This is a genomic window from Sphingomonas sp. UNC305MFCol5.2, assembly GCF_000712135.1.
GTDB lineage: Bacteria > Pseudomonadota > Alphaproteobacteria > Sphingomonadales > Sphingomonadaceae > Sphingomonas.
This window is the reverse complement of the sequence record NZ_JOOE01000003.1, coordinates 14,465-38,498: the sequence shown is the minus strand read 5'-3', so window position 1 is coordinate 38,498 and position 24,034 is coordinate 14,465. Positions and strand designations below refer to the sequence as shown.

Below are 24,034 nucleotides of genomic sequence, written 5' to 3'. Positions count from 1 at the left end.
TGACGGGCTCCGCCAGCGATGACGGGGCCCGTTCTACACGGCCCATGCCCGCCATGCATTTGCGCCCAAAGAAAAATTAGGGCAGTAATTCAGACACATTCTCTGTACAAGGTCGCCATGTACGCCGCCTCCCAACCCCAGACCGATTCCGCGACGCTGCTCGTCGTCGACGACGATCACGACATTCGCCACCTGCTCGCGAACAGCCTCGGCGCGCGCGGCTTTCGCGTCGAGACTGCTGCCGATGCGCAGGGCATGGACGAAGTGCTTGCGCGCACTTCGGTCGATTGCGTGATCCTCGACATCATGATGCCGGGCGAGGACGGCCTGTCCGCCTGCCGTCGCGTCGCAAAGCGCGATGGGCCTGAGGTCATCCTGCTGAGCGCGCTCGGCGAGGAACAGGATCGCATTCTCGGACTCGAAGTCGGCGCCGGCCATTATCTGCCCAAGCCGTGCAGCCCGCGCGAGATCCTCGCCACGGTGCGCGCGGCGCTCCGCAAGCGCGGGACGACCTGTGCGCTGGTGAGCGAAGTCTATATGTTCGATGGCTGGCGGATCGATCTCGGCAGCCACGAGCTGTTCGATCCGAACGGCGTGCTGGTCGGGCTCACCGACGGCGAGTTCGCAGTGCTGCGCGTGTTCATCGAGCGGCCACGGCGCGTGCTCTCGCGCGAGGCCTTGCTCCAGGCGGCGCGCGGCCCCGATTCGGACGCCTATGACCGTGCGATCGACGTGCAGGTCAGCCGCCTGCGGCGCAAGCTGCGCTCCGGCGCCGACGAGATCATTCGCACCGTCCGCAACGAAGGCTATTTGTTCGTGCCGCGAGTCGTGCGCGCATGATCCCAGCCGGGGGCGCGGCCCGATCGCCGCTGTTCCTGCGTATCTTCGTGCTGATGCTGGTCTGCGTCGCCGTGGTTCAGCTGATGAACCTCGCGCTGCTGATCGCGGCGCAAGCCCCGTCGGCAAAGCTCTACACCATCGATAATATCGTACAGACCATGAAGCAGGGCCGCGATCCGGGAAGCGAACTGCAGGTCGAGCGCGTCGCGGAGGTGCAGCCCGTGCCATGGAATCCGCGTAGCGAGCGGATCGGGGCGGCGCTGGCAACCGCGCTCGGCACGTCGGCCGACAAAGTGCGGATCCGTTTCCCCCCACTCTTCCTCCAGCGTGAGCGCGTGTTCGAACGCTCCGCCGTGCCGCGTCCCTCGCCGATCAGCCCCGCGGTGGCGCGCAACGTCATCATCATCGGCGGCTTCTCGGCGGCATGGCGTCAGCCCGACGGGCAGTGGCTCCAGGTGGAGCCTGTGGAGGTCTTCGAGCCGTGGCGCTGGTTCGTGTTCCTGTGGCTCATCGTCTCCGCGCTGGCCGTCGCGCCCTTCGCCTGGGCCCTCGCGCATCGTTTCGCCAAGCCGATCCGCGCCTTCGCGGCTGCCGCCGAGAGGCTGGGACGCGATCCGCGCGCGCCGCCGCTCGAACTGAAAGGGCCGGGCGAGATCGCCGAGGCTGCGGCGGCGTTCAACACGATGCAGGCACGGCTCAATCGCTATGTCGACGATCGCACCACGGTGATCAGCGCGGTGGCGCACGATCTGCGTACCCCGCTGATGCGGCTCGGACTCAGGCTCGAAACCGCGCCCGACGATCTGCGTCGGGCGTGTGAGAGCGACATTCGCGACATGCAAGGTCTGGTCTCGACCGCGCTGGCTTATGTCCGCGAGACGAGCGAGAAGCCGGTGCGGCGTCCGCTCGACCTGCGGTCGCTGACCGAGACGGTGGTCGACGATCTCGCCGATCGCGGGGAAGCAGTGACCCTCGCGCCGGGGGAAACCGTGGTGCTCGACGCCAATCCCGCCGCAATCAAGGCGCTGGTGACCAATCTCGTGATGAACGCAGTCAAATATGCCGGCGGCGCCGAAGTCTCGCTGGATCGGATCGACGGTCATGCCGTACTCGAAGTGCGCGATCGCGGCCCCGGCATTCCACCCGAGGATCTCGATCACGTCTTCGAACCGTTCTTTCGCGGTGAGCGATCGCGTAACCGGGACACGGGCGGCGTCGGGCTCGGCTTGCCCAGCGCACGGGCGGTGGCGCGCGCGCATGGCGGCGATGTCGAGCTCGCCAACCGCCCGGGCGGCGGGCTGATCGCGACCGTGCGCCTGCCGGTTTAGCGCGAGGGCTTCTCTTCGGCCGGCATACGACCACGAGGGCCTTTCGCCCCCTGCCGTCATCATGATAGCGCTAACGCTTGCCGGCGGCAGATCGATTCACGCGTGAGACGTGATCGAGCGATCGGGCTGGCCCGGGCAGTGCGAGAGGAGAGGATGATGGGCAACGGACAGAGCCGCCGCGAGATCCTGACCGGTTCGAGCGCGGCATTGCTGGCGGCGACGCTGCCGGCATGCGGTTGGGCGCAGCAGCCCCCCAAGCGCAAGCTCGGCTATGCGATTGTCGGGCTGGGCAGTTACGCCACCAACCAGATCATGCCGCGGCTGAAGGACTGCGAATTCGCCCGGCTCTCCGCACTGGTCAGCGGCACCCCAGAGAAGCTCGAGCGCTACGGCACCGAATACGGCATCCCGAAGACGCATCGCTACAATTACGCCAATTACGACAGCATCCGCGATAATCCCGACATCGATCTCGTCTACGTCGTGCTGCCCAATTCGCTGCATGCCGAATATTCGATTCGCGCCAGCCAGGCCGGCAAGCATGTGCTCTGCGAGAAGCCGATGGCGGTCTCCGCGGCCGAATGCGAGGCGATGATCGCCGCCGCGAAGAAGGCGGATCGCAAGCTGATGATCGGCTACCGCTCCCATTTCGAGCCGTATAACCGCCACGGCATCGAGCTGGTGAAGAACGGCTTCATCGGCCGCCCGCGGCTGATCACCTCCGAGCACGGCTTCACCATCCGGCCCAATCAGTGGCGGCTCGACCGGCCTTTGTCGGGCGGCGGATCGATGATGGACATCGGCATCTACAGCCTCAACGCCGCGCGCTACCTCTCGGGCGAGGAGCCGATCGAAGTCAGCGCGATGGAATCGACCGATCGGAACGATCCGCGCTTCCGCACTGTCGAGGATCGGATCGACTGGCAGATGCGCTTCCCCTCGGGCGCGCTGGCCGCGTGCGTGTCGAGCTACAGCTCCAACCACAATGCCTGGCGTGCCACCGGAGTCGATGGCTGGGTGGGGATGGAGCCCGCGACGCCCTATGAAGGGCACCAGATGTGGACCCGCAAGTACGGCAGGCCCGAGCAGGTGACCTTGCCGGAGCCGGCCAAGAACCAGTTCGTGGCGCAGCTCGATCACCTCGCCGAATGCGCGATGAGCGGCCGCCAGCCGATCGTCGCGGGCGAGGAAGGTCTCCGGGACATGCGGCTGATCGAGGCGATCTATCGCTCGGCGCGCGAAGGCAAGGCGATCCGGGTGGCCAAGGCGTGAAGGCGGATCGAAGGCAGCTTCTCACCGCCACCGTCATCGAAGCCCGCGTGGAGATCGCCTGATGCCCGAACCCTGGTACACCCTGACGATCGTTGCCGCGAGCATCGCAGCAGTGATCGTCCTCGTCCTGCGCTTCAAGCTGCAGCCGTTCCTCGTCCTGCTGCTGGTGGCATTGGTCACTGGGCTGGCATTCGGCGGCGAGCCCCAGTCGGTGATCGCCGCGATCCGCAAGGGCACGGGCGAGGCGCTCGGCTTCGTCGCGGTGGTGATCGGGCTGGGCGCAGTGCTCGGCGGGCTGCTCGAGGCGAGCGGCGGCGTCAACGCCATCGCACACCGCCTGCTCGATCTGTTCGGCGAGAAGCGGGTGCCCTGGGCGCTGACGGCGGTGGGCATCGTCGTCGGCGTGCCCCTGTTCTTCGACGTGGCCTTCATCATCCTCGCGCCCTTGCTCGCCACGCTGGCGATCCGGGCCGAGCGCCGGGTGACCTATTTCGCCCTGCCTTTGATGGCCGGGCTGATGACGATGCACGCCTTGCTGCCGCCGCATCCGGGCCCGGTGGCGGTGGCGGAGCTGATCCACACCGATTACGGGCTGCTTGCCTTCTACGGCCTGATCTGCGGAATTCCCTCGGCACTCCTCGCCGGGCCGATCTTTGCGAAAATGTTCCATGGCGCGCCCGGTTTCGGCGACCAGGTGCCGCCGCCGATGCTCGACGAAGGCGCTCCCCAGACCAACCCGATCGGCTTCCTGCCGGCGTTGCTCGCGATGCTGTTCCCGCTCGCCTTGATCCTGATCGCGGCAGTGGCAGGGCAGGCGATGGCGCCGGGCCCGGCCAAGACCTTCCTGCTCTTCTTGGGTCACCCCTTCACTGCGCTGATGCTCGCCGCATTGTCGGTGACCGGCTGGCTCCGCGTGCGCGAAGGCGCGCCCTGGGCGACGCTCTCGCGCATCATGACCCGGGCGCTCGAACCCGCCGGTCTGATGGTGCTGATCATCGGCGCGGGTGCGGCGTATAAGGAAGTGCTGATCGAATCGGGGGCGGGGCAGCAGATCACTGCCCTGGTCACCGCGGCACAGGTCTCAGTGCCGGTCTTCGCCTTCCTGCTCGCGGCATTCGTCCGCATCGCGCAAGGCTCGGCCACCGTCGCGATGGTCACCGCCGCGGGCCTCGCCGGGCCGCTGATCACCGCGGCGGCGCTCAGCCCCAGCCGGATCGCGCTGGTGACCGTCGCTATCGGCGGCGGCGCCACGATCGCCAGCCACGTCAACGACACCGGCTTCTGGCTGGTGAAGCAATATCTGGGGCTGACCGAGGCGCAGACCTTCCGCAGCTGGACGATCGGCGCCACGATCGCCGGCCTCACCAGCTTCGGAATCGCGCTGCTGATCTGGCCATTCGTGTAAAGAGAGGGACATGACCAACTCCATCACGCGCCGCACGGCGCTCGCCGGAATGGCGGCACTCCCCTTCGTGCCTGCGCTCGCACGCGGCGAAACCATCGGCAGCATCACTCGGTTCGATCCCGGCCTCGACGCCGTGATCGACGTGAATGCGCAGATCGAAGTGCTGGGGACCGGCTATAGATGGACCGAAGGCCCGGTCTGGGTGAAAGAAGGCGGCTATCTGCTCTTCTCGGATGTCCCCGCCAACATCGCCTATCGCTGGAAGCAAAGCGAGGGCATCACGCCGTTCCTGAATCCGTCGGGACTGGTCGGGCCGATCCCGGCCGGCATTCGCGAGGCGGGATCGAACGGCCTCGGAGTCGATGCGCAGGGGCGGCTGATCATCGCCGATTCGGGAACCCGCGCGATCGCCGCGCTCGACCTTGCCACCAAACGCCGCACGATCCTCGCCGATCGCTATGAGGGCAAGCGCTTCAACAGCTGCAACGATGTCGCGTTCGGGCGGGACGGCGCGATCTATTTCACCGATCCGCCTTACGGCCTGACCGAAGGCGACACGTCGCCGCTCAAGGAACTGGCGTTCAACGGCGTGTTCCGGCTCGATCGTGACGGCAAGGTCCGAGTGATCGACGATACGCTGAAGCGCCCCAACGGCATCGGCCTCTGCCCCAAAAAGACCACGCTCTACGTCGCGATGTCGGACGAGGCGCGGCCGCAGATCCTGGCCTATCCGCTGGGCGCCGACGGCATGCCGCGCGCCGCGCCGACCGTCTTCCACGATTTCAGCGAACCGCTCAGCCGCAAGCTGCCGGGGATGCCCGACGGGCTCGAGGTCGACAAGGCCGGCCGGCTGTTCGCCAGCGGACCCGGCGGCATCTATGTCCTCTCGCCCGAGGGCAAGGCGCTGGGCCTGATCGCCACCGGCAAGGCCACCGCCAATTGCGCGTTCGGCGAGGATGGCAGGACCCTGTTCCTCACCTCGAGCGACACGCTCGCGCGCGTCCGGCTCAAGAGCGCGGGCTGGTAGAGCCGGGGATCGCCGCCTAGATCGGGTGAATGTCCGAACCCGAGGCGATTCCCGCGGCCACCGTGATCGTGATGCGCGAGACCGCCGATGGTCCGCCCGAATTGCTGATCGTCGAGCGCGCGCGGGCGATGTCGTTCGCGGGCGGCGCTTTGGTGTTCCCCGGCGGGCGCGTCGATCCGGGCGATCATGTGCTGGCGATGACGCTGGACGGCGACCCCGAAGACCTCGCCGCGCGGATCGCCGCGGTGCGCGAGACGATCGAGGAAGCCTGCGTCGCGGTCGGCGTGACGGTGCCGGTCGCGACGATCCCCGATCTCCAGCGCCGCCTTTATGCCGGCGAGGCGATGGGGACACTGCTCGACGAAGTCGGCGGCGCGCTCGATCTGGATGTTTTGGTTCCGTTCGCGCGCTGGCTGCCTGCCGGGGTTCACCACAAGCTGTTCGACACGCGCTTCTATCTCGCCCGCGCGCCGCAAGGCGCCGAGCCGGTGGTCGACGGCAACGAAAATGTCCGCGTCTTCTGGGCCTCGGCGCGCGCAGTGCTGGACGCGGCCGACCGCGGCGGGGCGACGATCATTTTTCCGACACGGCGCAACCTCGAGCGGCTGGCGCTGTTCGCCAGCTTCGCCGACGCCGTGGCTGACGCCCGCGCGCACCCGGTGCGTATCGTCACGCCGTGGATCGAGACGCGTGACGACGGCGATCATCTCTGCATTCCCGACGATCTAGGCTATCCGGTCACTTCGGAGCCACTCGCGCGAGCGATCCGGGCATGAGGACGATCCGCCAGGCGATCCTCGCTGTCTTCGCCTTCGCGGTGCTGCTGGGGCTCTTCTTCACGATCTATGCGCTGGTGCGAAACCGTCCGCAGGACCTGCCCTGGACGCGGCTCGATCTCGGCCAGCCGATCGGTGCCTTTACCGGGCGCAAGCTTGCCGGCCTCACCGACAATTTCGCCGAATGCCGCGCGCTGCTCCAGTCGGCGGGGGTGCGCTACGCGATCCTGCCGACCGTCCAATCGGGCGACAAATGCGGCTATGCGGATGCGCTGCGCTTCGCCCCCGGCGGCACCCAGAAGATCGAGTTCAGTCCGGCACGGCTCGGCGTTTCATGCCCGGTGGCGGCCGCGCTGGCGATGTGGGAGTGGAATGTCCTCCAGCCCGCCGCGCAGAAGCATTTCGGCGCGCGGGTCGAGCGGATCGAGCATCTCGGCAGCTATTCGTGCCGGCGCATCTACGGCCGCAGCGCGGGCGACTGGAGCGAGCACGCCACTGCCGACGCGATCGACATTGCCGGCTTCAGGCTGTCGGACGGCACGCATGTCCGCGTGCTCGGCGATTGGGAGGGGGGCGGAGAAAAGGCCGCGTTTTTGCGCGAGGTGCGCACCGGGGGATGCAAATTGTTCTCGACGGTATTGTCGCCCGATTACAACGCGGCGCACCGCGATCATTTGCACCTCGACCAGGCGACACGCGGGGAAATGGGATGGCGGACCTGCCGGTGAGGGCAGGCCCGCGCGAAGATCAGTTCGGCAATGCCGCCGCGTCGACCTTTTCCACCCATTGCGGGAAGAAGGCCGGCTGGCGGTTCGACCAGCCCGAGGCAGTCGCTGCCGCTTCGCTGATCGACTGGAGCAGTTTCCGGCGCAGGTCCGGGTGCAGATGCGGCAGCGCCGCGGCCGAGCAGAAGGCCGAGGGGAGCCAAGGCCGGACCTCGGCGCCGATCAGCCGCTCATAGAGGAAGCGATAGGCCGAGAAGGTCGTCAGCCGCCCCTGGCCGAGATCGAATGCCGATACGGTCACCAGCGGCGCCATGAACGGCTCGATCGAACCGAGATCGCTGTCGTCGGGCATCAGCGCACGCAGTTCGGGGATGCGCTCGTACATGTGCGCCTGGGCGCGGATGCTCGCGGCTTCCACTATGTCGCGCGACCAGCGCTCCAGGGCGTCCTCGCGCTCGAGCCCGATGTCGAGCGCGCGGCGGACATAACGCTGCGTCGATGCGCTGAACCCCGCGAATTCTTTCATTTCGGCCAACGTCATGGCGCCTTCGGCCGGCTTCATTCTCGATGCCATCACCTTAACTCCCACCCCACTCAATCCCCGACGGCGATCATGCGACAGAATGGTTAACGCGCCGCTTAATCAGCCGTTGGCTCCCGTTCATTATAGGAATCGAAAAGGTGTTGCGGCGCAACAATGCTGCGACGAATCGCAGTCTCACTTGGGGAAAAGTTGCAAGCTGATGCTCTTGCGCAACAATGGGGCTTTTACGGAGCCCATGCCCAAAAGGGGCCTGGGATTAAGAAAGTATAAATCTTTGAAGCGAGCCAAAGCCGCTGTTTTCCGCGGTTTTTTGGCTGGTTCCTTCAATCCGTCGGTTCGTCGCAACGGTTCGTCGGATCGGCGGGCCGCAGGGCTGTACCGCCGTCCTATGTTGCGGTTAGCAACAATCAACAGCTTGATTCCTGACCGGGGGGTCTATGAAGTTTCGTGTTCTCGCAGCGCGTTTTGCGCTGACGGCGTTCTGCGCCCTGATGGCTTCGGTGCCCGCCCAGGCGAAGAGCGCCTATCTGCAGTGTGCGCCTTATGCCCGCCAGGTCTCCGGCGTGGATATCCACGGCAATGCCTGGACCTGGTGGAGCCAGGCCGCCGGCCGCTACGAGCGCGGCGATACCCCCAAGGTCGGCGCGGTGATGTCGTTCAAGAAGACCGCGAGGAACCCCTTCGGGCATGTCGCGATGGTTTCGGAAATCGTCAGCGACCGCGAAGTGCTGCTCACGCATGCGAACTGGTCGCGCCGCGGCGGCATCGAGCGTAACGTCCGCGCCGTCGACGTCTCGGCAGCCGGCGACTGGAGCGAAGTCCGCGTCTGGTTCGCTCCGCTCGGTGACCTCGGAACCTCGACCTATCCGATCAACGGCTTCATCTATTCGGACGGTGCACCGGACACGTTTGCTGCGCCCCAGATGGCGAAGAAGGCCGATCCGATCGTCGTCGCCTCGCTGAACCTCGATCTCAGCGATCTCAAGCTCGAGACCGTCGCCAACTAGGCTTTGGGCGTAAACGTCAGCGCTACGCCGTTCATGCAATAGCGCTTGCCCGTCGGCTGCGGTCCATCGTCGAAGACATGGCCGAGATACCCGCCGCAGCGCCGGCACAAGACTTCGGTCCGCGTCATCCCCAGGGTCCGGTCGCTCTTCGTTATCACTGCATTGGGCAAGGCCGCAGTGAAGCTCGGCCAGCCCGTACCGCTGTCGAACTTGGTCGAAGAAGCGAACAGCGGCAGCGCGCATCCCGCACAAGAGAATGTCCCCGCGCGATGCTCACGGTTGAGGGGGCTCGTCCCCGGAAACTCGGTCGCGCCCTGGCGCAGCGTCCGATAGGCGGCCGGGCTCAGCCTTTTCTTCCATTCGGCATCGGTGAGCGTGAAGGAAAAGCGCTGCGCCGCTTCGGCGGGCACGCCACAAGCGGCGGTGATCGCGCCGAGCCCGGCGACGACGAGGAGGTTGCGGCGGTTGGTCTGCATAGGGTGGATGTGGGATCGAGCGAGCGATTTTCCAATCTCCCTCTCCCCTTGTGGGAGCCTCAATCCCCCTCATCCTTCCCACTCGCTGCGCGAGCGGGCCCCTTCCTTCTCCCACAAGGGGAGAAGGATTTAGTTAGTACCTGCTCAGCTCCACCGGCATCTTCTTGTAGCCGTGGACGAAGCATGCGGCCACGCGCTCGGGTTCGTGGAGGACGTTCACGCGTAGCCTCCTTTTCGCCATCTCCTCGAGCAGGATGCCGATCTGCAATTCCGCCAGCCGCGCGCCGACGCAGCGATGGATGCCGTGCCCGAACGCCAGATGCCGCCGCGCATTCTCGCGATCGACGATGATCTTGTCGGCATTGGGAAACACGCTCTCGTCGCGATTGGCCGAGAGATACCAGAGCGCCAATTTGTCGCCCGCGCGAATTTGCCGCCCTTCCAGCTCGCTGTCCTGGGTGGCAGTGCGGCGCATATGGGCAAGCGGCGTCTGCCAGCGGATGATCTCCTGCACTGCATTGGGGATCAGCGCCGGATTGGCTTCGAGCTTCGCGCGCTCGTCGGGAAACTGCTCGAGGCCCCAGGCATAAGCGCTCATCGAATTGCGCGTCGTGTCGTTGCCGCCGACGATCAGCAGGATCAGGTTCCCGAGGAACTCCATCTGATCCATGTGGCTCATCGCGTCCGAATGGATCATCATCGAGATGAGGTCCGGGGTCGGCTCCTTGCCCATCTTCCCCTGCCAGAGATTGCCGAAATAAGCGGCGCATTCGAACAGGATCGTCCGCCTTTGGTCCTTGCGCACCGGGTCCTTGGCGATCTCGATATCGCCTGCCCAGTCGGACCAATAGGTCAGCAACCGCCGCTCTTCCCACGGGAAGTCGAACAGGATCGCCAGCATCTGGGTGGTCAGCTCGATCGAGACGGTGTCGACCCAGTCGAATTCCTTGCCCACCGGCAGCGAATCGAGGATCTCGGCGCTGCGCGTGCGGATATTCTCGTTCATCCGCACCATCTCGGAGGGCGTGAACGCCGGCGCGACCGTCCGCCGCTGGCCAGTGTGCTTGGGCCGGTCCATAGCGATGAACATCGGCATCTTGATGTCGCCTTCCTGCAGATCGGCGATGGTGATTCCGCCCGCTTCGGACGAGTAGAGGTCGGGCAGCGATTCGACCTGGACGATCGGCTTGTACGACGAGACGGACCAATAGGGGCCGAAGGCGCTATGCTCGGTATAATATACCGGGGCTTTCTCGCGCAACTCGCGGAACGGCGCCTGCCAGACATCGTCGCGGTACAGTTCGGCGCGACTCACATCGAGCGGATCGACGGCCTTTTCCGGGCTCGACTCAGTCGCAAGCGTAGCCATTCTGCCTCTCCTTTACGGGGGAGGAGAACCTTAACTGACACTAATGTCAATAGCGGGTCGCTCGGCCTGCCGCTTGCTGCGCTTCGGCCCGCCCGACTTGAGCACGCCGCGCCGGAAGAGCCGCGCCGCGACCGTCACGGTAATTGCCACCCACAGCATCTGCCAGACCAGCGCCACTGCGTGCGGCCACAGAGCCGGCGAATTCGCCGCATGCGCTGCCATCGCCAGGGGCGAGCTGAAAGGGAAGATTTCCGCCGCCCGCGCCACCCAGCTATCGGCATGGCCGGCGGCATAGGATGCGAAGCCGAGCATCGAGAACTGGAAGATCGTGATCGGCAGCGACAGCATCTGGATCTCGCGCTGGGTGCCCGCCAGCGCTCCGACGCCGAGGAACACGGCGCTCTGCAGCATGTACGCCATGGTGAAATAGACGACGAACAGCAAGGGGAAGATCGGGCCGACGGCGGTGCTCAGATTACCCAGTTCGGCCGCCCAGCTCGCGGGCACAACCTTGGGCAATTGTGCGATCAGCGTCCCCCAGAAGCAGACGAACAGCAACGCCGATCCGAACGCGCCGAGCAATTTGCCGAAGAACACGCTTTCCAGCGGGATCGCCGCGGCAAGCACTTCGATCACCTTGTTCGATCGTTCCTCGGCCATCGCTCCAACCGCCTGGCCAGAGAGCATCAACGTCAGGAAGAAGATGCCAAGGGCGGCAAAATAGGCTGCCTGGCTGCGCCCTCCGGTCGTCGCCTGGCCTGAGGTAACCTCGGTGACATTGGCCTTGCTCAATTGCTTCGCACCGCCGCTGCGTTCGGCACGCAGTGCCTGTTCGGCAAGCTGCGTCAGATATATTCCTTCGGCATAGCCCGAGGGCCTGCGCAGGATCTGCGGCCGATCGAGCGGACCATAGAGCACTGCCGCCACGTCGAATTGGCTGCTGTCCAGCAAGGCGAGGGCCTGCGCCGGAACGTCGTCGCCCGGGCCCTCGATCTGCAGCGCCGGCCGCGCCGTCGGCACAGTGAACACCTGGCGCAATTGCTTATCGACCGCGGCGATCTCATCGGCCTTGTCGGGCGCGGCGATCACCACCACACGCTGCCGTTCCTCGCCGCCGCCGGCCGCGCTGCTCGCGGTCATGCTGCCTACCGTCGCGAATGCGATCATCAGGAGCGGGCTCAGCAGGAACAGCAGGAAGGTCGGGGTCATCACCGTCGCGGTGAAGTCGCGGCGCGCCACGGTGAGCGCCTGGCGGAGCAAGCGTCCGAACTTCATGCCGCCTGCTCCAGCGCTTCGGGGCCGACGATGCGGACGAATGCGTCGTGCAGCCCCGGGCGCTCGATCGACAGGCCGGAAATGCCGTAACCCGCGTCGATCAGCCGCACCAGCAAAGCCTCGATCCCCTCGGGCGGCACCGTGAAGCGCCAGCTCCCGTTCTCGCGCTCGGCGTCGGCGGGCAGCAGCGCGCCCGCGGTGTCGGCATGATGATGCGGCGTGTAATGCGCCTTGAGCGGCAGCATCGATCGGGCCTCGTTCACCGTGCCTTCGAACTTCACCACGCCTCCTGCGATGATCGACAGCCGGTCGCACAGCCTTTCGGCATGCGCCATCACATGGGTCGAGAACAGGATCGTCGCGCCGCGGTCGCGCTGGCCACGGATCAGTTTCTCGAGCCGCTCCTGGTTGACCGGGTCGAGCCCCGAAAAGGGCTCGTCGAGCACCAGCAGTTCGGGCTCGTGCACCACCGATCCGAGCAATTGGACCAGCTGCGCCATGCCCTTGGAGAGCTTGCGGATCTTGTCGTCGGCGGCGTGGCCGAGCCCCGCTGCCTCGAGCAACTCGCTTGCACGCTTGCGCCCCACGCTCCACGGCAGCCCACGCAGTGCGCCCATGAAGGCGATGGCTTCACGACATTTCATGTTGGGATAGAGCCCGCGCTCCTCGGGGAGGTAGCCGACCCGGTCGCTCGCGTTGCGCGGCGCGTCGTGCCCCAGCAGCATGCGCTCGCCTTCCTCGGGCTCGATGATCCCGAGCAGCATGCGCAGCGTCGTGGTCTTGCCCGCGCCGTTGGGGCCGAGCACGCCATAGATCAGTCCCTTGGGGACTGCGATGCTGACCCCGTCCACTGCGCGCCGATCGCCGAAGCGTTTGACGAGCCCGTTGGCGCTTACCGCCAGATCGCTGCTCAAATTGGTGCCCTCCCTCGCGCTTCGTGGTAGCGGGTGCGCGTGCGCCAAGACAAGCCACTGGAAGAACGCCTCAAGGAGAAAGCCGCCGAAATCGGTTTTGCTGCTTGCGGAGTCACGCGCGCCGACGCTGCCCCCGCGGCGGGAGAACGCCTGCGCCAATGGCTCGCCGACGGCAGCCATGGCTCGATGATCTGGATGGAGGAGCGCGCGCACCACCGCGAAAGCCCCGCGTCGCTGTGGCCGGGGGTCCGCTCGGTGATCGCGCTCGGGATGAGCTATGCCCCCGCCGCCGATCCGCTCGCGTTGGCCGGGGAAGGGGAGGTCGGCCGGATCTCGGTCTATGCCCAGGGCGGCGACTATCACGACCTGATCAAGCGCAAATTGAAGGAGCTCGCGCGCTGGCTGGTCGGCGCGGCGCCGGGCGCGGACGTCAAGGTGTTCGTCGATACCGCGCCGGTGATGGAGAAGCCGCTGTCCGAAGCCGCCGGGCTCGGCTGGCAGGGCAAGCACACCAATCTCGTCAGCCGCAGCCATGGCAGCTGGCTGTTCCTCGGCGCGATCTACACCACGCTCGATCTTGCGCCCGACCGCGCCGGGCGCTCGACCTGCGGCAGCTGCGACGCATGCCAGACGGCCTGCCCCACCGATGCTTTCCCTGCGCCCTATCGTCTCGATGCGCGCCGCTGCATCTCGTATCTGACGATCGAGCACAAAGGTCCGATCCCGCACGAATTCCGGGAGAAGTTGGGCAATCGCATCTATGGCTGCGACGATTGCCTCGCGGTTTGCCCGTGGAACAAGTTCGCGGCCGCCGCGCAGGCAAACCTCGCCTTCGCCCCGCGCGCCGAACTGACCGCGCCGGAATTGGCCGATCTGCTCGCGCTCGACGATGCCGGCTTTCGCGAGGTGTTCGCAGGCTCGCCGATCAAGCGCATCGGCCGCGATCGCATGGTCCGCAATTGCCTGATCGCCGCCGGCAACAGCGCCAGCCCTGCGCTGGTCGAACCGGTCCGCGCCCTGCTCGTCGATCCCGACGAAGTGATCCGCGAAGCGGCGGAGTGGGCGCTGGAGCGGCTAATTCCCCCTCTCGCTTGCGGGAGGGGTTAGGGGAGGGTGCGACGGGGAGGTTTCGCGACTCACGCACGTCAGACCCTCCCCCCGACCCCTCCCGCAAGCGAGAGGGGAGCGCGCTTGGCTACCGCCCCGACGGCCGGCCCGCCGCCAGCGCCGCGAGGCAGCTCGCCTGGTCGATCGGCCTGCCGTCGTGCTGACGCGTCTCCAGATAGGTCACCACCGGCTCGCCGCGTGCGTTCGACGGCGGATAGAGATAAGTGTCGAGCACGCAAATCGGCCCCGCGAACTGAAGCTTGCGCGCCGGGCCCTCGGCCGCGTCCAGCGTCGGCTGGCCGAACTGGGCGATCAGCCGCGCCGCCGGTTGCCCCTTTACCGCAGTCACGCTCGCCGGCGCAGCCGCCGGGGCCGCGCTGGGGACGGGGACATGGGCGGCGGGGCGCGCTTCGGGGATCATCTCCGCCCCGCAACCGCCCAGCGCCACCGCGCCCGCCAGAACCCAGAATCTCATGCGTTTCTCCTGCGGTGGAATGCGTGCGTCGCCATCGCCGCACCCAGCACCGGCGCGACCAGATTGATCAGCGGCACCAGGAACAGCCCCGTGCCGACAGCCCCCAGGCCGAAGCGACGCAGCCGCGTCTGCCGCCGCCATTCGGCAATCTGCGCATAAGCCATGTGCCGCGCCGCGACCATGTCTCCAAGATCGCGCCCCAGCAGCCAGGCATTGACTCCGAAAAACGCCAGCGCCGTGCCGAAGCCGGTGATCAGCAGCATCAGATAGATCGGTGAAAGCAGCAGATTGACTGCGATCGTCCGCAGCGCCGAACCCACGCCCATCGTGATCGAGCGTCCCAGCGGCACGGCGCGCGCCGCGGCATGCGCCGCCGGATAGTGCTTCGCCTCGACCGCCGCGACCACTTCGTCGGCGAAGATCCCCAACACCGCCACTGCGACTGCGCGAAACAGCAGCCACCAGCCGAGCAGGAACAGCAGCAATGTCGCCACATCGGCGAACGCCCCGGCGTCGCTGCCGATCCCCATCCATTCGCTGGTCGCACCTCCCAGCCAATCCATCGCATACCAGAGCCCCAGCCCAAGTCCTGCGAAGAGCAGCAATGTCAGCGCCAGGGACTTGAGCAGGACCAATAATACCGGCCGGTCGAACAGCTGTCCCAGCGCGAGGAAGAACGCGTGCATCATTGCGCTATGCTTTGCCGCGCTCTAGGGCGCCCGCGCAACCCTGTCGGAGCCCAGATTTGACCAGCCCCACCTATGACGTCGTCGCCATCGGCAACGCCATCGTCGACATTCTCGCCCAGGCCGAGGACAGCTTCATCGAAGAGATCGGCGTCGCCAAGGGCTCGATGCAGCTGATGTTCTCACCCGAGGAAGCCGACGCGCTCTACGCGAAGATGGGCCCCGGCCGCGAAGTCTCGGGCGGTTCGGCCGCCAATACCGTCGCCGGCATTGCGGCTCTCGGGGGCAAGTGCGCGTTCATCGGCCAGGTCGCCGACGATCAGCTTGGCACCGTCTTCGCGCACGATATCCGCGCCGCCGGCGTCGACTTCGCCACCGCGGTTCGCCCCGGTCAGCCGACCACCGCGCGCTGCCTGATTTTCGTCACCCCCGACGGCCAGCGTACGATGAACACTTTCCTCGGCGCGTCGCAGTTCCTGCCCGCCGCCGCGCTCGACGAAGCAGTAATCGCCAATGGCGCGATCCTCTATCTCGAAGGCTATCTGTGGGATCCCGAAGAGCCCCGTGCCGCGATGCGCAAGGCGATCGATATTGCCCGGGCCAATGGCCGGAAAGTCGCCTTCACGCTCTCCGACGTCTTCTGCATCTCGCGCCACGGCGGCGATTTCCGCAAGCTGATCGAGGACGGCCTGATCGACATTCTCTTCGCCAACGAGAGCGAGTTGCTCGCTTTGTGCGAGCACGAGACGTTCGAGGCGGCGGTCGAGCATATCCACGGCAAGGTGCCTCTGCTCGTCGTCACACGCAGCGAGAAGGGCGCGATGGCCCTGCAGGGTTCGGAGCGGGTCGAAGTGCCGGCCGAGCCGATCGAGCGCCTCGTCGACACCACCGGTGCCGGCGACATGTTCGCTGCGGGCTTCCTGTTCGGCCAGGCGCAGGGCCGGAGCTTGCAGGAATCGCTCCGACTCGGCGCGATCTGCGCTGCCGAGATCATCCAGCATTACGGCGCGCGCGCCGAAGCCGACCTCAAGCAGCTGGCCGCTGTCTGAGGATTCGGCGATTCTGAAACATGATGGAAACATATTCGCCTGTTTTCAGACGCTTTTTTAAGCACTGCTAAACCTCGAAACGGATAGACAGCTGGAAACGGCTACCGTTTCGCGGGGGGCAAATAGTTGCTGCGACGGATCGCACCCGGGCAGGCCAGGATGGGCATGTACATCCACGGATTCGAAGGATCGTGGTTCAGTCATCCGTTCTGGCGCACGCGTTTCCTGCTGGAACGGCCTGAGGATCTTGCCGCGCTGCTTGCCAGCGATGTCCCCGCCGTTCTGATCGACGTCGAACGCGGCGTCGGCCCCGAGGGAGGCGCCGCGCCACGGGCGCATATTGCGGGGGGAGTGCTCAAGCCGGCGTTGGCTGAAATGTCCGTTACTTCCTGCGCGCCGGTCGATTCGGTGAGGATTGATCGCGAGCTTGCCCGCAAGACGATCGCACGATCGAAGCACGCGGTGAAAAGCGTGTTCGACGGTGCTCGCCTCGGCCAACCGATCGACGCCGAAGCGGTCGCGTCAGTCGTCACCGACATCTCGCAAGCCGTCGATCGCAACCCTGCGATGTTCATCGACATGGTGCGGCTGAAGTCGAAGGACGAATATACCTATCTCCATTCGGTCTCGGTCTGCGCGCTGATGGTCAATCTCGCCAATCAGCTCGGTCTCGACGAGCCGACCGTGCGGTCGATGGGGCTGGCCGGCCTGCTCCACGATATCGGCAAGATGGCGGTGCCCGACACCGTCCTGAACAAGCCCGGCCCGCTCGACGAGGATGAACTCGCACTGATCCGCACCCATCCCGAGCACGGCCATGCGATGCTCGCCAATGGGGAGAGCGTCACCCAGGAAGTGCTCGACGTCAGCCTGCTCCACCACGAGAAGATCGATGGAACTGGCTATCCCAAGGGCCTCAAGGGCGATGCGATCAGCCTAGCCGCGCGGATGGGCGCGATCTGTGACGTGTATGACGCGCTCACCTCCGCTCGCCCCTACAAGGAAGGCTGGACGCCGCTCCGGGCCGCGACCGAGATGCATGGCTGGGAAGGCCATTTCGATCGCGAATTGCTGTTCAAGTTCTTCCGCAGCGTCGGCGTCGCGCCCACCGGGCTGCTGGTGCGGATGCGCTCGAACCGCCTCGGCATCACGCTGCCCGATGGCGCCAGGGAGGCGCGCAGCAAGGTCCGCATCTTCCACTGCGCGCTCGAACGCGCGCCGCTCACGCTCGAGGATGTCTTCCTGTCCAGCGCGGGCGGGAGCGACCAGATCGTCAGCGAGGAAGACCCCGATCGCTGGGGCTTCGGCGACTGGCGGGCATTGTCGCAGAAGCTGATCGCCGGACAATCCGCGCGGGGCTGAGGGCTTCGGCTGCCTGCCCACTCTTGTAATTGCAACTCAATCGCATTAGCGATCCGCCCCGGGAAGTCGAATCGTCGTTCGGCCGTCGCGATCGTTGCGCTCGCTCATCCCGCCAGATCCCGCCGGTTCGCCTCACGCTGCCGGCTTCGTTCTGGCGGCGATCGAGTGCGCGCCCGGCGCATCGGAAGCACGATGCGAGGGAAGCCAAAAAGGGGAAAATGATGCGCCGTTCATTTTGTTTGCTGCTGACGGGCACGGCTTGGCTGTTCACGCCGGCACTGGTCCACGCGCAGGAAGCGCCGCAAAAGGACGCGGCAACGAACGACGGGGCTGACGAAGACATCGTCGTTACCGGTTACGGCCGAAGCAACGAACCCACCGCGGCCACCGGGCTCCCCCTCACGCCCATCGAAACGCCGCAGACGATCAGCGTCATCACCCGGCAGCAGATCACCGATCAGGCGCTGACGTCGATCAACGACGCGCTCGACTTTGCCGTGGGCATTTCCAAGAAGGACATCGATCGCGGCCGCAGCGCCATTTCCGCGCGCGGCTTCGAGGTCCAGAATTTCCAGCTCGACGGCGCGCCGTTCGTCAACGGCAATGTCGGTTTCGGTGAGACCAGCACGGTATTGTACGAGCGCGTGGATCTGGTCCGCGGCGCGGCTGGCCTCATGCACGGCGCGGGCGATCCGTCGGCGGTGGTCAATTTGATCCGCAAGCATGCGGATGCCGGCGAATTCGACGGCTATGCCAGCCTCGAAGGCGGTTCGTGGAACCGCATCGCCGCGACGGTGGATGTCCAGTCGCCGCTCAACGCATCGGGCACGGTGCGCGTCCGTGCCGTCGCCCAGGCATATCGGCAGGATGGGTTCGTCGACCGCGAGGAAAGGACGGGCCTCGTCCTCTACGGCGTGCTGGATGCCGATCTGGGCGAGCGCACCAAATTGTCCTTCGGCGCCAGCTATCAGCGTGACGATCGGGACGGCGTGATGTGGGCGCAGCTTCCCTATTGGTACAGCGACGGCACGCGGACCGATTGGCCGCGGTCGAAGACCACCGGCACCGACTGGGGCCATTGGAACACCACCGAGATCTCGGCCTTCGCCACGTTGACACACGATCTGGGCGGCGGTTGGCGCATCCGCGGCGACCTCGGCTATCACAAGGGGCTGGAGGATTCGAAGCTGTTGTGGCTCGACGGCATGCCGGATTGGGTGACCGGGCTGGGCATGACCAGCTATGGCTATTGGTACAAGGCCGATCCCGAGCAATGGCACGGCAGCATCCAGGCCAACGGCACGTTCGCGCTGCTCGGCGGCACCCATGACCTCTCCTTCGGTGCCATGGCGAGCTATCTCGACGGCGGCTGGACCAATCGCGATCCCATCGCGATCGACCCCGTCGGTGATTTCAATCGCTGGGACGGCACGCTTGCCGAACCCGAATGGGGCAATCGTTACGTGCTGTCCGACAAGGGCAACACTACGCAGGCGGCACTTTACGGCACGACGCGGATCAGCCTGTTCGACGGGCTGAAGCTGATCGCCGGCGGGCGCCTGAGCAGCTTCAAGCGCAACGAGGAGGCACTTCCTTCGGGCAGGGCTGCTTACAGTTTGGCGTATAAGGGCGTGTTCACGCCCTATGCCGGGCTGATCTACGACATCACCGACAATCTCTCGGCCTATGTGAGCTACACCGACATCTTCAAGCCGCAGGGCAATCTGCGCGACCGCGAGGGCCGGTTGCTCGATCCGCTCGAAGGGAAAAGCTACGAGGCGGGCGTGAAGGCGCTGCTGCTGGGCGGCAAGCTCCTCGCGACGGCGGCGGTGTACCGCATCGAACAGGATAATCTCGCCGTGCCCGATCCGGGCCAGTTCGTGCCGGGCACGTCCAATCCGGCGTATCGCGGGGCGAGCGGGACTGTCGCCAAAGGCTACGAGCTGGAAGTGGTCGGCAAGATCACCCCGCAATGGGACGTCAGCGCGGGCTGGAGCGATTACAGCGCGAAGGACGCGGACGGTGCCGACGTGCTCAGCCATCAGCCGCGCAGGGCGTTCAATTTCGCGACCGCTTACGGCTTTACCGGCACCCTCGACGGCCTGCGGATCGGCGGCGCGCTCAAATGGGAGAGCCAGCCGCCGGTCACTGCGGCCAATCCCGGCTCGGGAGTCGTCGAGAAGATCGGCCAGCCCGATTATGCGATCGTCAACATCATGGCGCGCTATGACCTGAACAAGCAGGTGTCGCTTCAGCTCAATGTCGACAATCTGCTCGATCAGACCTTTTTCAGCGGCAACAGCTGGTTCCCGGGCTTCGTATATGGCGAACCGAGGAATGCGCGGGTGACGTTGAAATACGCGTTTTGACGGCGGGGCGTGGCGGTGCGCCCGCCCGCCCGCCCGCCCGGGCCTAGGATTTCGCCTTGCCCTCGCGTGCCACTTCGCGCCAGCCAATGTCCCGCCGGCAGAAGCCGGTGGGGAAGTCGATCGCATCCACCGCGCGATACGCCGCCGCCTGTGCAGCGCGGACCGAAGGCCCCTGCGCCGTTACTCCCAGCACGCGCCCGCCGCTCGCTACCAGGGTGTCGCCGTCCATCCGCGTGCCGGCATGGAACACCTTCGCGCCGGTCGCTTCCGCCGCGTCGATCCCGCGGATCGCGCCGCCGGTCTCGGGTGTGTCCGGATAGCCGTCCGCCGCCATCACCACCGTCAGCGCCGTATCCGCCGAGAAGACGGGATCCGGCCGACCCGCCAGTTCGCCCTTCGCCGTCGCGATCATCAGTTCCAGCAAATCGCCTTCGAAGCGCAGCATCAGCACCTGGCATTCGGGATCGCCGAAGCGGGCATTATATTCGATCAGCCTCGGGCCCCGCGCGGTCAGCATCAGTCCGGCATAGAGCACGCCCGAATAAGGCGAGCCCATCCGCGCCAGCGCCTCGATCGTCGGGCGGACGATCGTCTCGATGGCCTCGCGCTCCAGCGCGGGCGTCAGCACCGGGGCGGGGCTGTACGCGCCCATGCCGCCGGTATTGGGTCCGGTGTCGCCGTCGCCGACGCGCTTGTGGTCCTGCGCCGAGCCGAACGGAAGCAAGTGCGTCCCGTCGGTCAGCACGAACAGGCTGGCTTCCTCGCCCGCCAGGAATTCCTCGATCACTGCGCTGCCGCCGGGCACTGCGAAGATGCCGCGGATCGCCTCTTCGGCCTCCTCGTGCGTCATCGCCACCGTCACGCCCTTGCCCGCAGCGAGCCCGTCGGCCTTGACTACCACCGGCAGCCCGAAGTCGCTCAACGCGGCGAGCCCGCCGTCGCGGCTTTCCACCTTCACATAGCCCGCGGTCGGAATGTTCTCGCGCGCGCACAGATCTTTGGTGAACCCTTTCGATCCCTCTAGCTGCGCCGCCGCCTTGTTCGGCCCGAACACCCCGATGCCCATGGTGCGAAGGTTGTCGCCGAGCCCCGCGACAAGCGGGGCCTCGGGGCCGATCACGACGAAGCCGATCGAATGGCGCAGGCAGAAATCGATCACTGCGCGATGGTCCGAAACTGTGATTTCGGCGCATTCGGCGTGCTCGGCTATTCCCGGATTGCCGGGCGCGGCGTAGAGCTTCGCGAGGAGCGGCGATTGCGCCAGCTTCCACGCGAGCGCATGTTCGCGGCCTCCCGACCCGAGTAGCAGGACGTTCATGGCCGACCCCTTCTTCGATACGTCATCTGGACGGCTCGTAGCCGAGCAAATGCCGGGGGACAACGCGCCTGAAATGAGCGTCAGCGAACTCTCGCTCGCGCTCAAGCGCATGGTCGAGGGCGAGTTCGGCCATGTCCGGCTGCGCGGCGAGATTTCGGGGTGGAAGCGCGCCGCCTCGGGCCATGCCTATCTCTGCCTCAAGGATGCCGACGCAGTGATCGACGGGGTAATCTGGCGCGGCGCCGCGAGTGCACTGGCTTTCTCGCCGCAGGACGGAATCGAAGTGATCGCCACCGGCAAGCTCACCATCTATCCCGGCCGCTCCAAATATCAGATCGTGATCGAGCGGATGGAACTCGCCGGCGAAGGCGCGTTGATGGCGCTGTTCGAGAAGTTGAAGGCGAAACTGGCGGGCGAGGGGCTGTTCGATCCGGCGCGCAAGAAGCGCTTGCCCTATATGCCGCGCACGATCGGCGTAGTGACGTCGCCCACCGGCGCGGTGATCCGCGACATCCTGCACCGGCTCGCCGATCGCTTCCCCAGCCATGTCCTCGTCTGGCCGGTCAAGGTGCAGGGAGAGGGTGCCGCCGCGGAAGTCGCCGCGGCGGTGCAGGGCTTCAACGCGCTGCCCGCGGACGGTCCGGTTCCGCGTCCTGACCTGATCATCGTCGCGCGCGGCGGCGGTTCGATCGAGGATTTGTGGGCGTTCAACGAGGAGGTCACTGTCCGTGCGGTCGCGAACAGTGAAATTCCGGTGATCTCAGCGGTCGGGCACGAGACCGATACGAGCCTTTGCGATTTCGCCGCCGATCTCCGCGCGCCGACGCCGACCGCCGCCGCCGAGATCGCGGTGCCGGTCCTCGCCGATGTCCGCCACACCGTGGCGACGCTCGCGCACCGTACCGAGCGCTGTGTCCGCCGCTATCACGAGCGCGCAGGCGAGCGACTCGTCGCCCTGGTTCGCGTGCTCCCCCGTCGCGATACGCTGCTCGGTCCTCAGCGTCAGAAGATGGACGACCTCGCCGGCCGCCTCGATCGCGCGCTCGAGCGTCGGGTGACGCTCGCCCGCGCGCAGCTCGATCGCGATGCCGGGGCGCTGCGCCCCGCCATACTCGAGCAACTCGTCGCCACCGCGCGGCATCGCTTCGAGGGCGCATCGCGTCTGCTCGACAGCGTCAATCCCGACAATCTGCTCCAGCGCGGCTATGTCCGGGTTAGCGCGAAGGTGTCGGGAAAGGTTGTCAGCAACGTCGCCGAAGCCCATGCGGCGGGAGCGATTACGCTCCAGTTCAGGGACGGCCCCGTAGACGCCCGGGTTGAGCGGCCGGGCGGCAAATCGTACGCAGGTTCCTCAGCTCCTGAACAACCGAGCTTGTTGTAAACCAGACACTGAATCGAGACCGCCATGCTGATGTCCAACACCGCCCGCGCCGCCCGGCTCCACTATATGGCCAACGGCTTCCGCGTGCTCGCCCCGGGCGATCACGTCGTCTGCGCGGTCAGCGGCGAACGCATTCCGCTCGATATGCTGCGTTACTGGAGCGTCGAGCGCCAGGAGCCTTATGCCAGTGCCCAGCATGCCGCCGAGGCGATCCACGGCAAATGAGGCGCGCTCGGTTCGGGGCCGCGCTTGCGCTCGGCCTGCTCTGCGCCGCCGCACAGGCCCGTGACGCCGAACCCCCAGCGGAGGCAGTGCAAGCCGATCCTTTCGCGTTGACCGGCAAGCTGGTGCAGGGCGGCCTCGCGACCGGCACGGCGCCGCGCGGAACGACATTGCTCAGTCTCAACGGCCGACCGGTGCAGATCGCTCCCGACCGGCGCTTCCTGATCGCGTTCGACCGCGATGCCGGCCCGACGGCGATGCTCGTCGCCCGGCTCGATGCCGGCGGCGAGCTCCGCAAGCGGCTTTCGATCGCTCCGCGCGCCTGGGACATTTCGCGCCTGAGCACCTTGCCCAAATATCCGGTGCCCCGCCCCGAGTTCGAACGGGTGCGCCCGGCCGAGCTCGCCCAGATCAACGCGGCGCGCGCGTCGAGAAGCGATTCCCAAGGCTGGCGGCAGACCTTCCTGTGGCCGGCGGTCGGCCGCATCTCGACGCTGTTCGGCTCGCAACGAATCTATGCCGGCGAGCCCGGCGCTTATCATTCGGGCATAGACATCGCGCGGCCGACGGGCACGATCGTATTGGCGCCGGCGGACGGAGTGGTCATCCTCGCCACGCCCCGGCCCTTTACGCTCGAAGGCAATCTGGTGCTGATCGACCATGGCATGGGGCTCAACAGCGCGTTCATGCACCTTTCCCGAATCGACGTGAAATTGGGCGAGCGCGTCCGCCGCGGCCAGCCGATCGGGGCGGTCGGCAGGAGCGGGCGGGCCACCGGTCCGCATCTGCATTGGGGGCTGCGCTGGAACGACGCGCGGCTCGATCCCTTGCTTGTCGCGGGGCCGATGCCGGCCGCGGACTGATGTGTCTCGCTCATTGCGGCGCAACATTATTTTTCAAGTATCGAGTTACTCACGCAACATTCAAACCCGCAATGTGTCATTTGGGATACACTGCTCCCAAAAGGCGGGCCGTGAACCTGAATGCCCGCTTTACAGCGAGCGGACCCCTCTTCATCCATCGCCTCAAGCTTTGCCCGAAGTGTGCCTAATGCGCATCCGGGGAGAGCGGGGAGACACTCCGGACGCCGCATCGCGGCATGCGCCG

23 protein-coding genes are annotated in these 24,034 nt (G+C 66.3%); 15 read left to right on the top strand and 8 right to left on the bottom strand.

Annotated features, from left to right (window positions below):
- Positions 1-117: 117 nt before the first annotated feature.
- The 7 genes from BR78_RS0111855 (at position 118) to BR78_RS0111825 (ending at position 7,376) form a co-directional block, all read left to right on the top strand.
- Positions 118-840, top strand: coding sequence for a response regulator (locus BR78_RS0111855; protein ID WP_025560170.1), 723 nt, complete (start codon positions 118-120; stop codon positions 838-840).
- Positions 837-2,168, top strand: coding sequence for an ATP-binding protein (locus BR78_RS0111850; protein ID WP_029936534.1), 1,332 nt, complete (start codon positions 837-839; stop codon positions 2,166-2,168). Before BR78_RS0111855 ends, BR78_RS0111850 begins: the two co-directional genes overlap by 4 nt.
- 156 nt (positions 2,169-2,324) lie before the next feature.
- On the top strand, positions 2,325-3,440 hold the full coding sequence (locus BR78_RS0111845) for a Gfo/Idh/MocA family protein (protein WP_025560172.1): 1,116 nt from the start codon (positions 2,325-2,327) through the stop codon (positions 3,438-3,440).
- 61 nt (positions 3,441-3,501) lie between these two features.
- Positions 3,502-4,845 (top strand): GntT/GntP/DsdX family permease, encoded by a 1,344-nt coding sequence (locus BR78_RS0111840; RefSeq protein ID WP_025560173.1) that lies wholly within the window; start codon positions 3,502-3,504, stop codon positions 4,843-4,845.
- Between the two features lie 10 nt (positions 4,846-4,855).
- A complete protein-coding gene (locus BR78_RS0111835; protein WP_029725106.1) occupies positions 4,856-5,872 on the top strand; it encodes an SMP-30/gluconolactonase/LRE family protein in 1,017 nt (338 codons plus the stop codon).
- Between the two features lie 29 nt (positions 5,873-5,901).
- Positions 5,902-6,648, top strand: coding sequence for an NUDIX hydrolase (locus tag BR78_RS0111830; protein WP_025560176.1), 747 nt, complete (start codon positions 5,902-5,904; stop codon positions 6,646-6,648).
- A complete protein-coding gene (locus BR78_RS0111825; protein WP_025560177.1) occupies positions 6,645-7,376 on the top strand; it encodes an extensin-like domain-containing protein in 732 nt (243 codons plus the stop codon). Before BR78_RS0111830 ends, BR78_RS0111825 begins: the two co-directional genes overlap by 4 nt.
- 19 nt (positions 7,377-7,395) lie before the next feature.
- On the opposite strand, the gene BR78_RS0111820 is transcribed toward BR78_RS0111825, so the two are convergent.
- Positions 7,396-7,947, bottom strand: coding sequence for a hypothetical protein (locus tag BR78_RS0111820; protein ID WP_025560178.1), 552 nt, complete (start codon positions 7,945-7,947; stop codon positions 7,396-7,398).
- A gap of 407 nt (positions 7,948-8,354) precedes the next feature.
- Between BR78_RS0111820 and BR78_RS0111815 the strand changes: the two genes are divergently transcribed.
- Positions 8,355-8,924 carry a CHAP domain-containing protein gene (locus BR78_RS0111815; protein ID WP_025560179.1) on the top strand — a complete coding sequence of 190 codons (570 nt, stop codon included), beginning with the start codon at positions 8,355-8,357 and terminating at the stop codon, positions 8,922-8,924.
- Here the strand turns inward: BR78_RS0111815 and msrB are convergent.
- The 4 genes from msrB to BR78_RS0111795 form a co-directional block, all read right to left on the bottom strand.
- Positions 8,921-9,400, bottom strand: coding sequence for a peptide-methionine (R)-S-oxide reductase MsrB (gene msrB, locus BR78_RS0111810; RefSeq protein WP_025560180.1), 480 nt, complete (start codon positions 9,398-9,400; stop codon positions 8,921-8,923). The two genes, BR78_RS0111815 and msrB, sit on opposite strands and share 4 nt — an antisense overlap.
- A 133-nt stretch (positions 9,401-9,533) precedes the next feature.
- Entirely contained in the window at positions 9,534-10,769 is a 1,236-nt protein-coding gene (locus BR78_RS0111805) for a cytochrome P450 (RefSeq protein WP_025560181.1), read from the bottom strand.
- 30 nt (positions 10,770-10,799) lie between these two features.
- The gene (locus BR78_RS0111800) at positions 10,800-12,044 is read right to left on the bottom strand and encodes an ABC transporter permease (protein ID WP_025560182.1); all 1,245 of its coding nucleotides are present in this window, start codon (positions 12,042-12,044) and stop codon (positions 10,800-10,802) included.
- Entirely contained in the window at positions 12,041-12,958 is a 918-nt protein-coding gene (locus tag BR78_RS0111795; RefSeq protein WP_025560183.1) for an ABC transporter ATP-binding protein, read from the bottom strand. Before BR78_RS0111795 ends, BR78_RS0111800 begins: the two co-directional genes overlap by 4 nt.
- A gap of 39 nt (positions 12,959-12,997) precedes the next feature.
- Here BR78_RS0111795 and queG point away from each other — a divergent pair, with 39 nt between their 5' ends.
- Positions 12,998-14,065: a tRNA epoxyqueuosine(34) reductase QueG gene (queG, locus tag BR78_RS0111790; RefSeq protein WP_025560184.1), complete on the top strand. Its 1,068-nt coding sequence runs from the start codon at positions 12,998-13,000 to the stop codon at positions 14,063-14,065.
- Positions 14,066-14,153: 88 nt separating this feature from the next.
- On the opposite strand, the gene BR78_RS0111785 is transcribed toward queG, so the two are convergent.
- Positions 14,154-14,540: a hypothetical protein gene (locus BR78_RS0111785; RefSeq protein ID WP_025560185.1), complete on the bottom strand. Its 387-nt coding sequence runs from the start codon at positions 14,538-14,540 to the stop codon at positions 14,154-14,156.
- Positions 14,537-15,229 (bottom strand): EI24 domain-containing protein, encoded by a 693-nt coding sequence (locus BR78_RS0111780; protein ID WP_025560186.1) that lies wholly within the window; start codon positions 15,227-15,229, stop codon positions 14,537-14,539. The genes BR78_RS0111785 and BR78_RS0111780 overlap by 4 nt, the downstream gene beginning before the upstream one ends.
- A gap of 56 nt (positions 15,230-15,285) precedes the next feature.
- On the opposite strand from BR78_RS0111780, the gene BR78_RS0111775 reads away from it, so the two are divergent.
- The 3 genes from BR78_RS0111775 to BR78_RS0111765 all read left to right on the top strand — a co-directional run bounded on the left by BR78_RS0111775 (position 15,286) and on the right by BR78_RS0111765 (position 20,006).
- The gene (locus tag BR78_RS0111775; RefSeq protein ID WP_025587663.1) at positions 15,286-16,275 is read left to right on the top strand and encodes an adenosine kinase; all 990 of its coding nucleotides are present in this window, start codon (positions 15,286-15,288) and stop codon (positions 16,273-16,275) included.
- 126 nt (positions 16,276-16,401) lie between these two features.
- On the top strand, positions 16,402-17,637 hold the full coding sequence (locus BR78_RS0111770; protein ID WP_025561218.1) for an HD-GYP domain-containing protein: 1,236 nt from the start codon (positions 16,402-16,404) through the stop codon (positions 17,635-17,637).
- Between the two features lie 221 nt (positions 17,638-17,858).
- A complete protein-coding gene (locus tag BR78_RS0111765; protein ID WP_029727505.1) occupies positions 17,859-20,006 on the top strand; it encodes a TonB-dependent siderophore receptor in 2,148 nt (715 codons plus the stop codon).
- A 43-nt stretch (positions 20,007-20,049) separates the two neighbouring features.
- Here BR78_RS0111765 and purD read toward each other — a convergent pair whose 3' ends face one another.
- Positions 20,050-21,324, bottom strand: a complete 1,275-nt coding sequence (gene purD, locus BR78_RS0111760) for a phosphoribosylamine--glycine ligase (RefSeq protein ID WP_025587659.1) — start codon at positions 21,322-21,324, stop codon at positions 20,050-20,052.
- Between purD and xseA the strand changes: the two genes are divergently transcribed.
- Genes xseA through BR78_RS0111745 form a run of 3 tightly spaced genes read left to right on the top strand, consistent with a single transcriptional unit; the run spans position 21,323 to position 23,790 of the window.
- Positions 21,323-22,705, top strand: a complete 1,383-nt coding sequence (gene xseA / locus BR78_RS0111755) for an exodeoxyribonuclease VII large subunit (protein ID WP_025587604.1) — start codon at positions 21,323-21,325, stop codon at positions 22,703-22,705. The genes purD and xseA overlap by 2 nt on opposite strands.
- Before the next feature lie 24 nt (positions 22,706-22,729).
- Positions 22,730-22,930, top strand: coding sequence for a DUF2093 domain-containing protein (locus BR78_RS0111750; protein ID WP_025587602.1), 201 nt, complete (start codon positions 22,730-22,732; stop codon positions 22,928-22,930).
- Positions 22,927-23,790, top strand: coding sequence for a M23 family metallopeptidase (locus tag BR78_RS0111745; protein ID WP_025587600.1), 864 nt, complete (start codon positions 22,927-22,929; stop codon positions 23,788-23,790). The genes BR78_RS0111750 and BR78_RS0111745 overlap by 4 nt, the downstream gene beginning before the upstream one ends.
- The last annotated feature ends 244 nt before the right edge of the window (positions 23,791-24,034 follow it).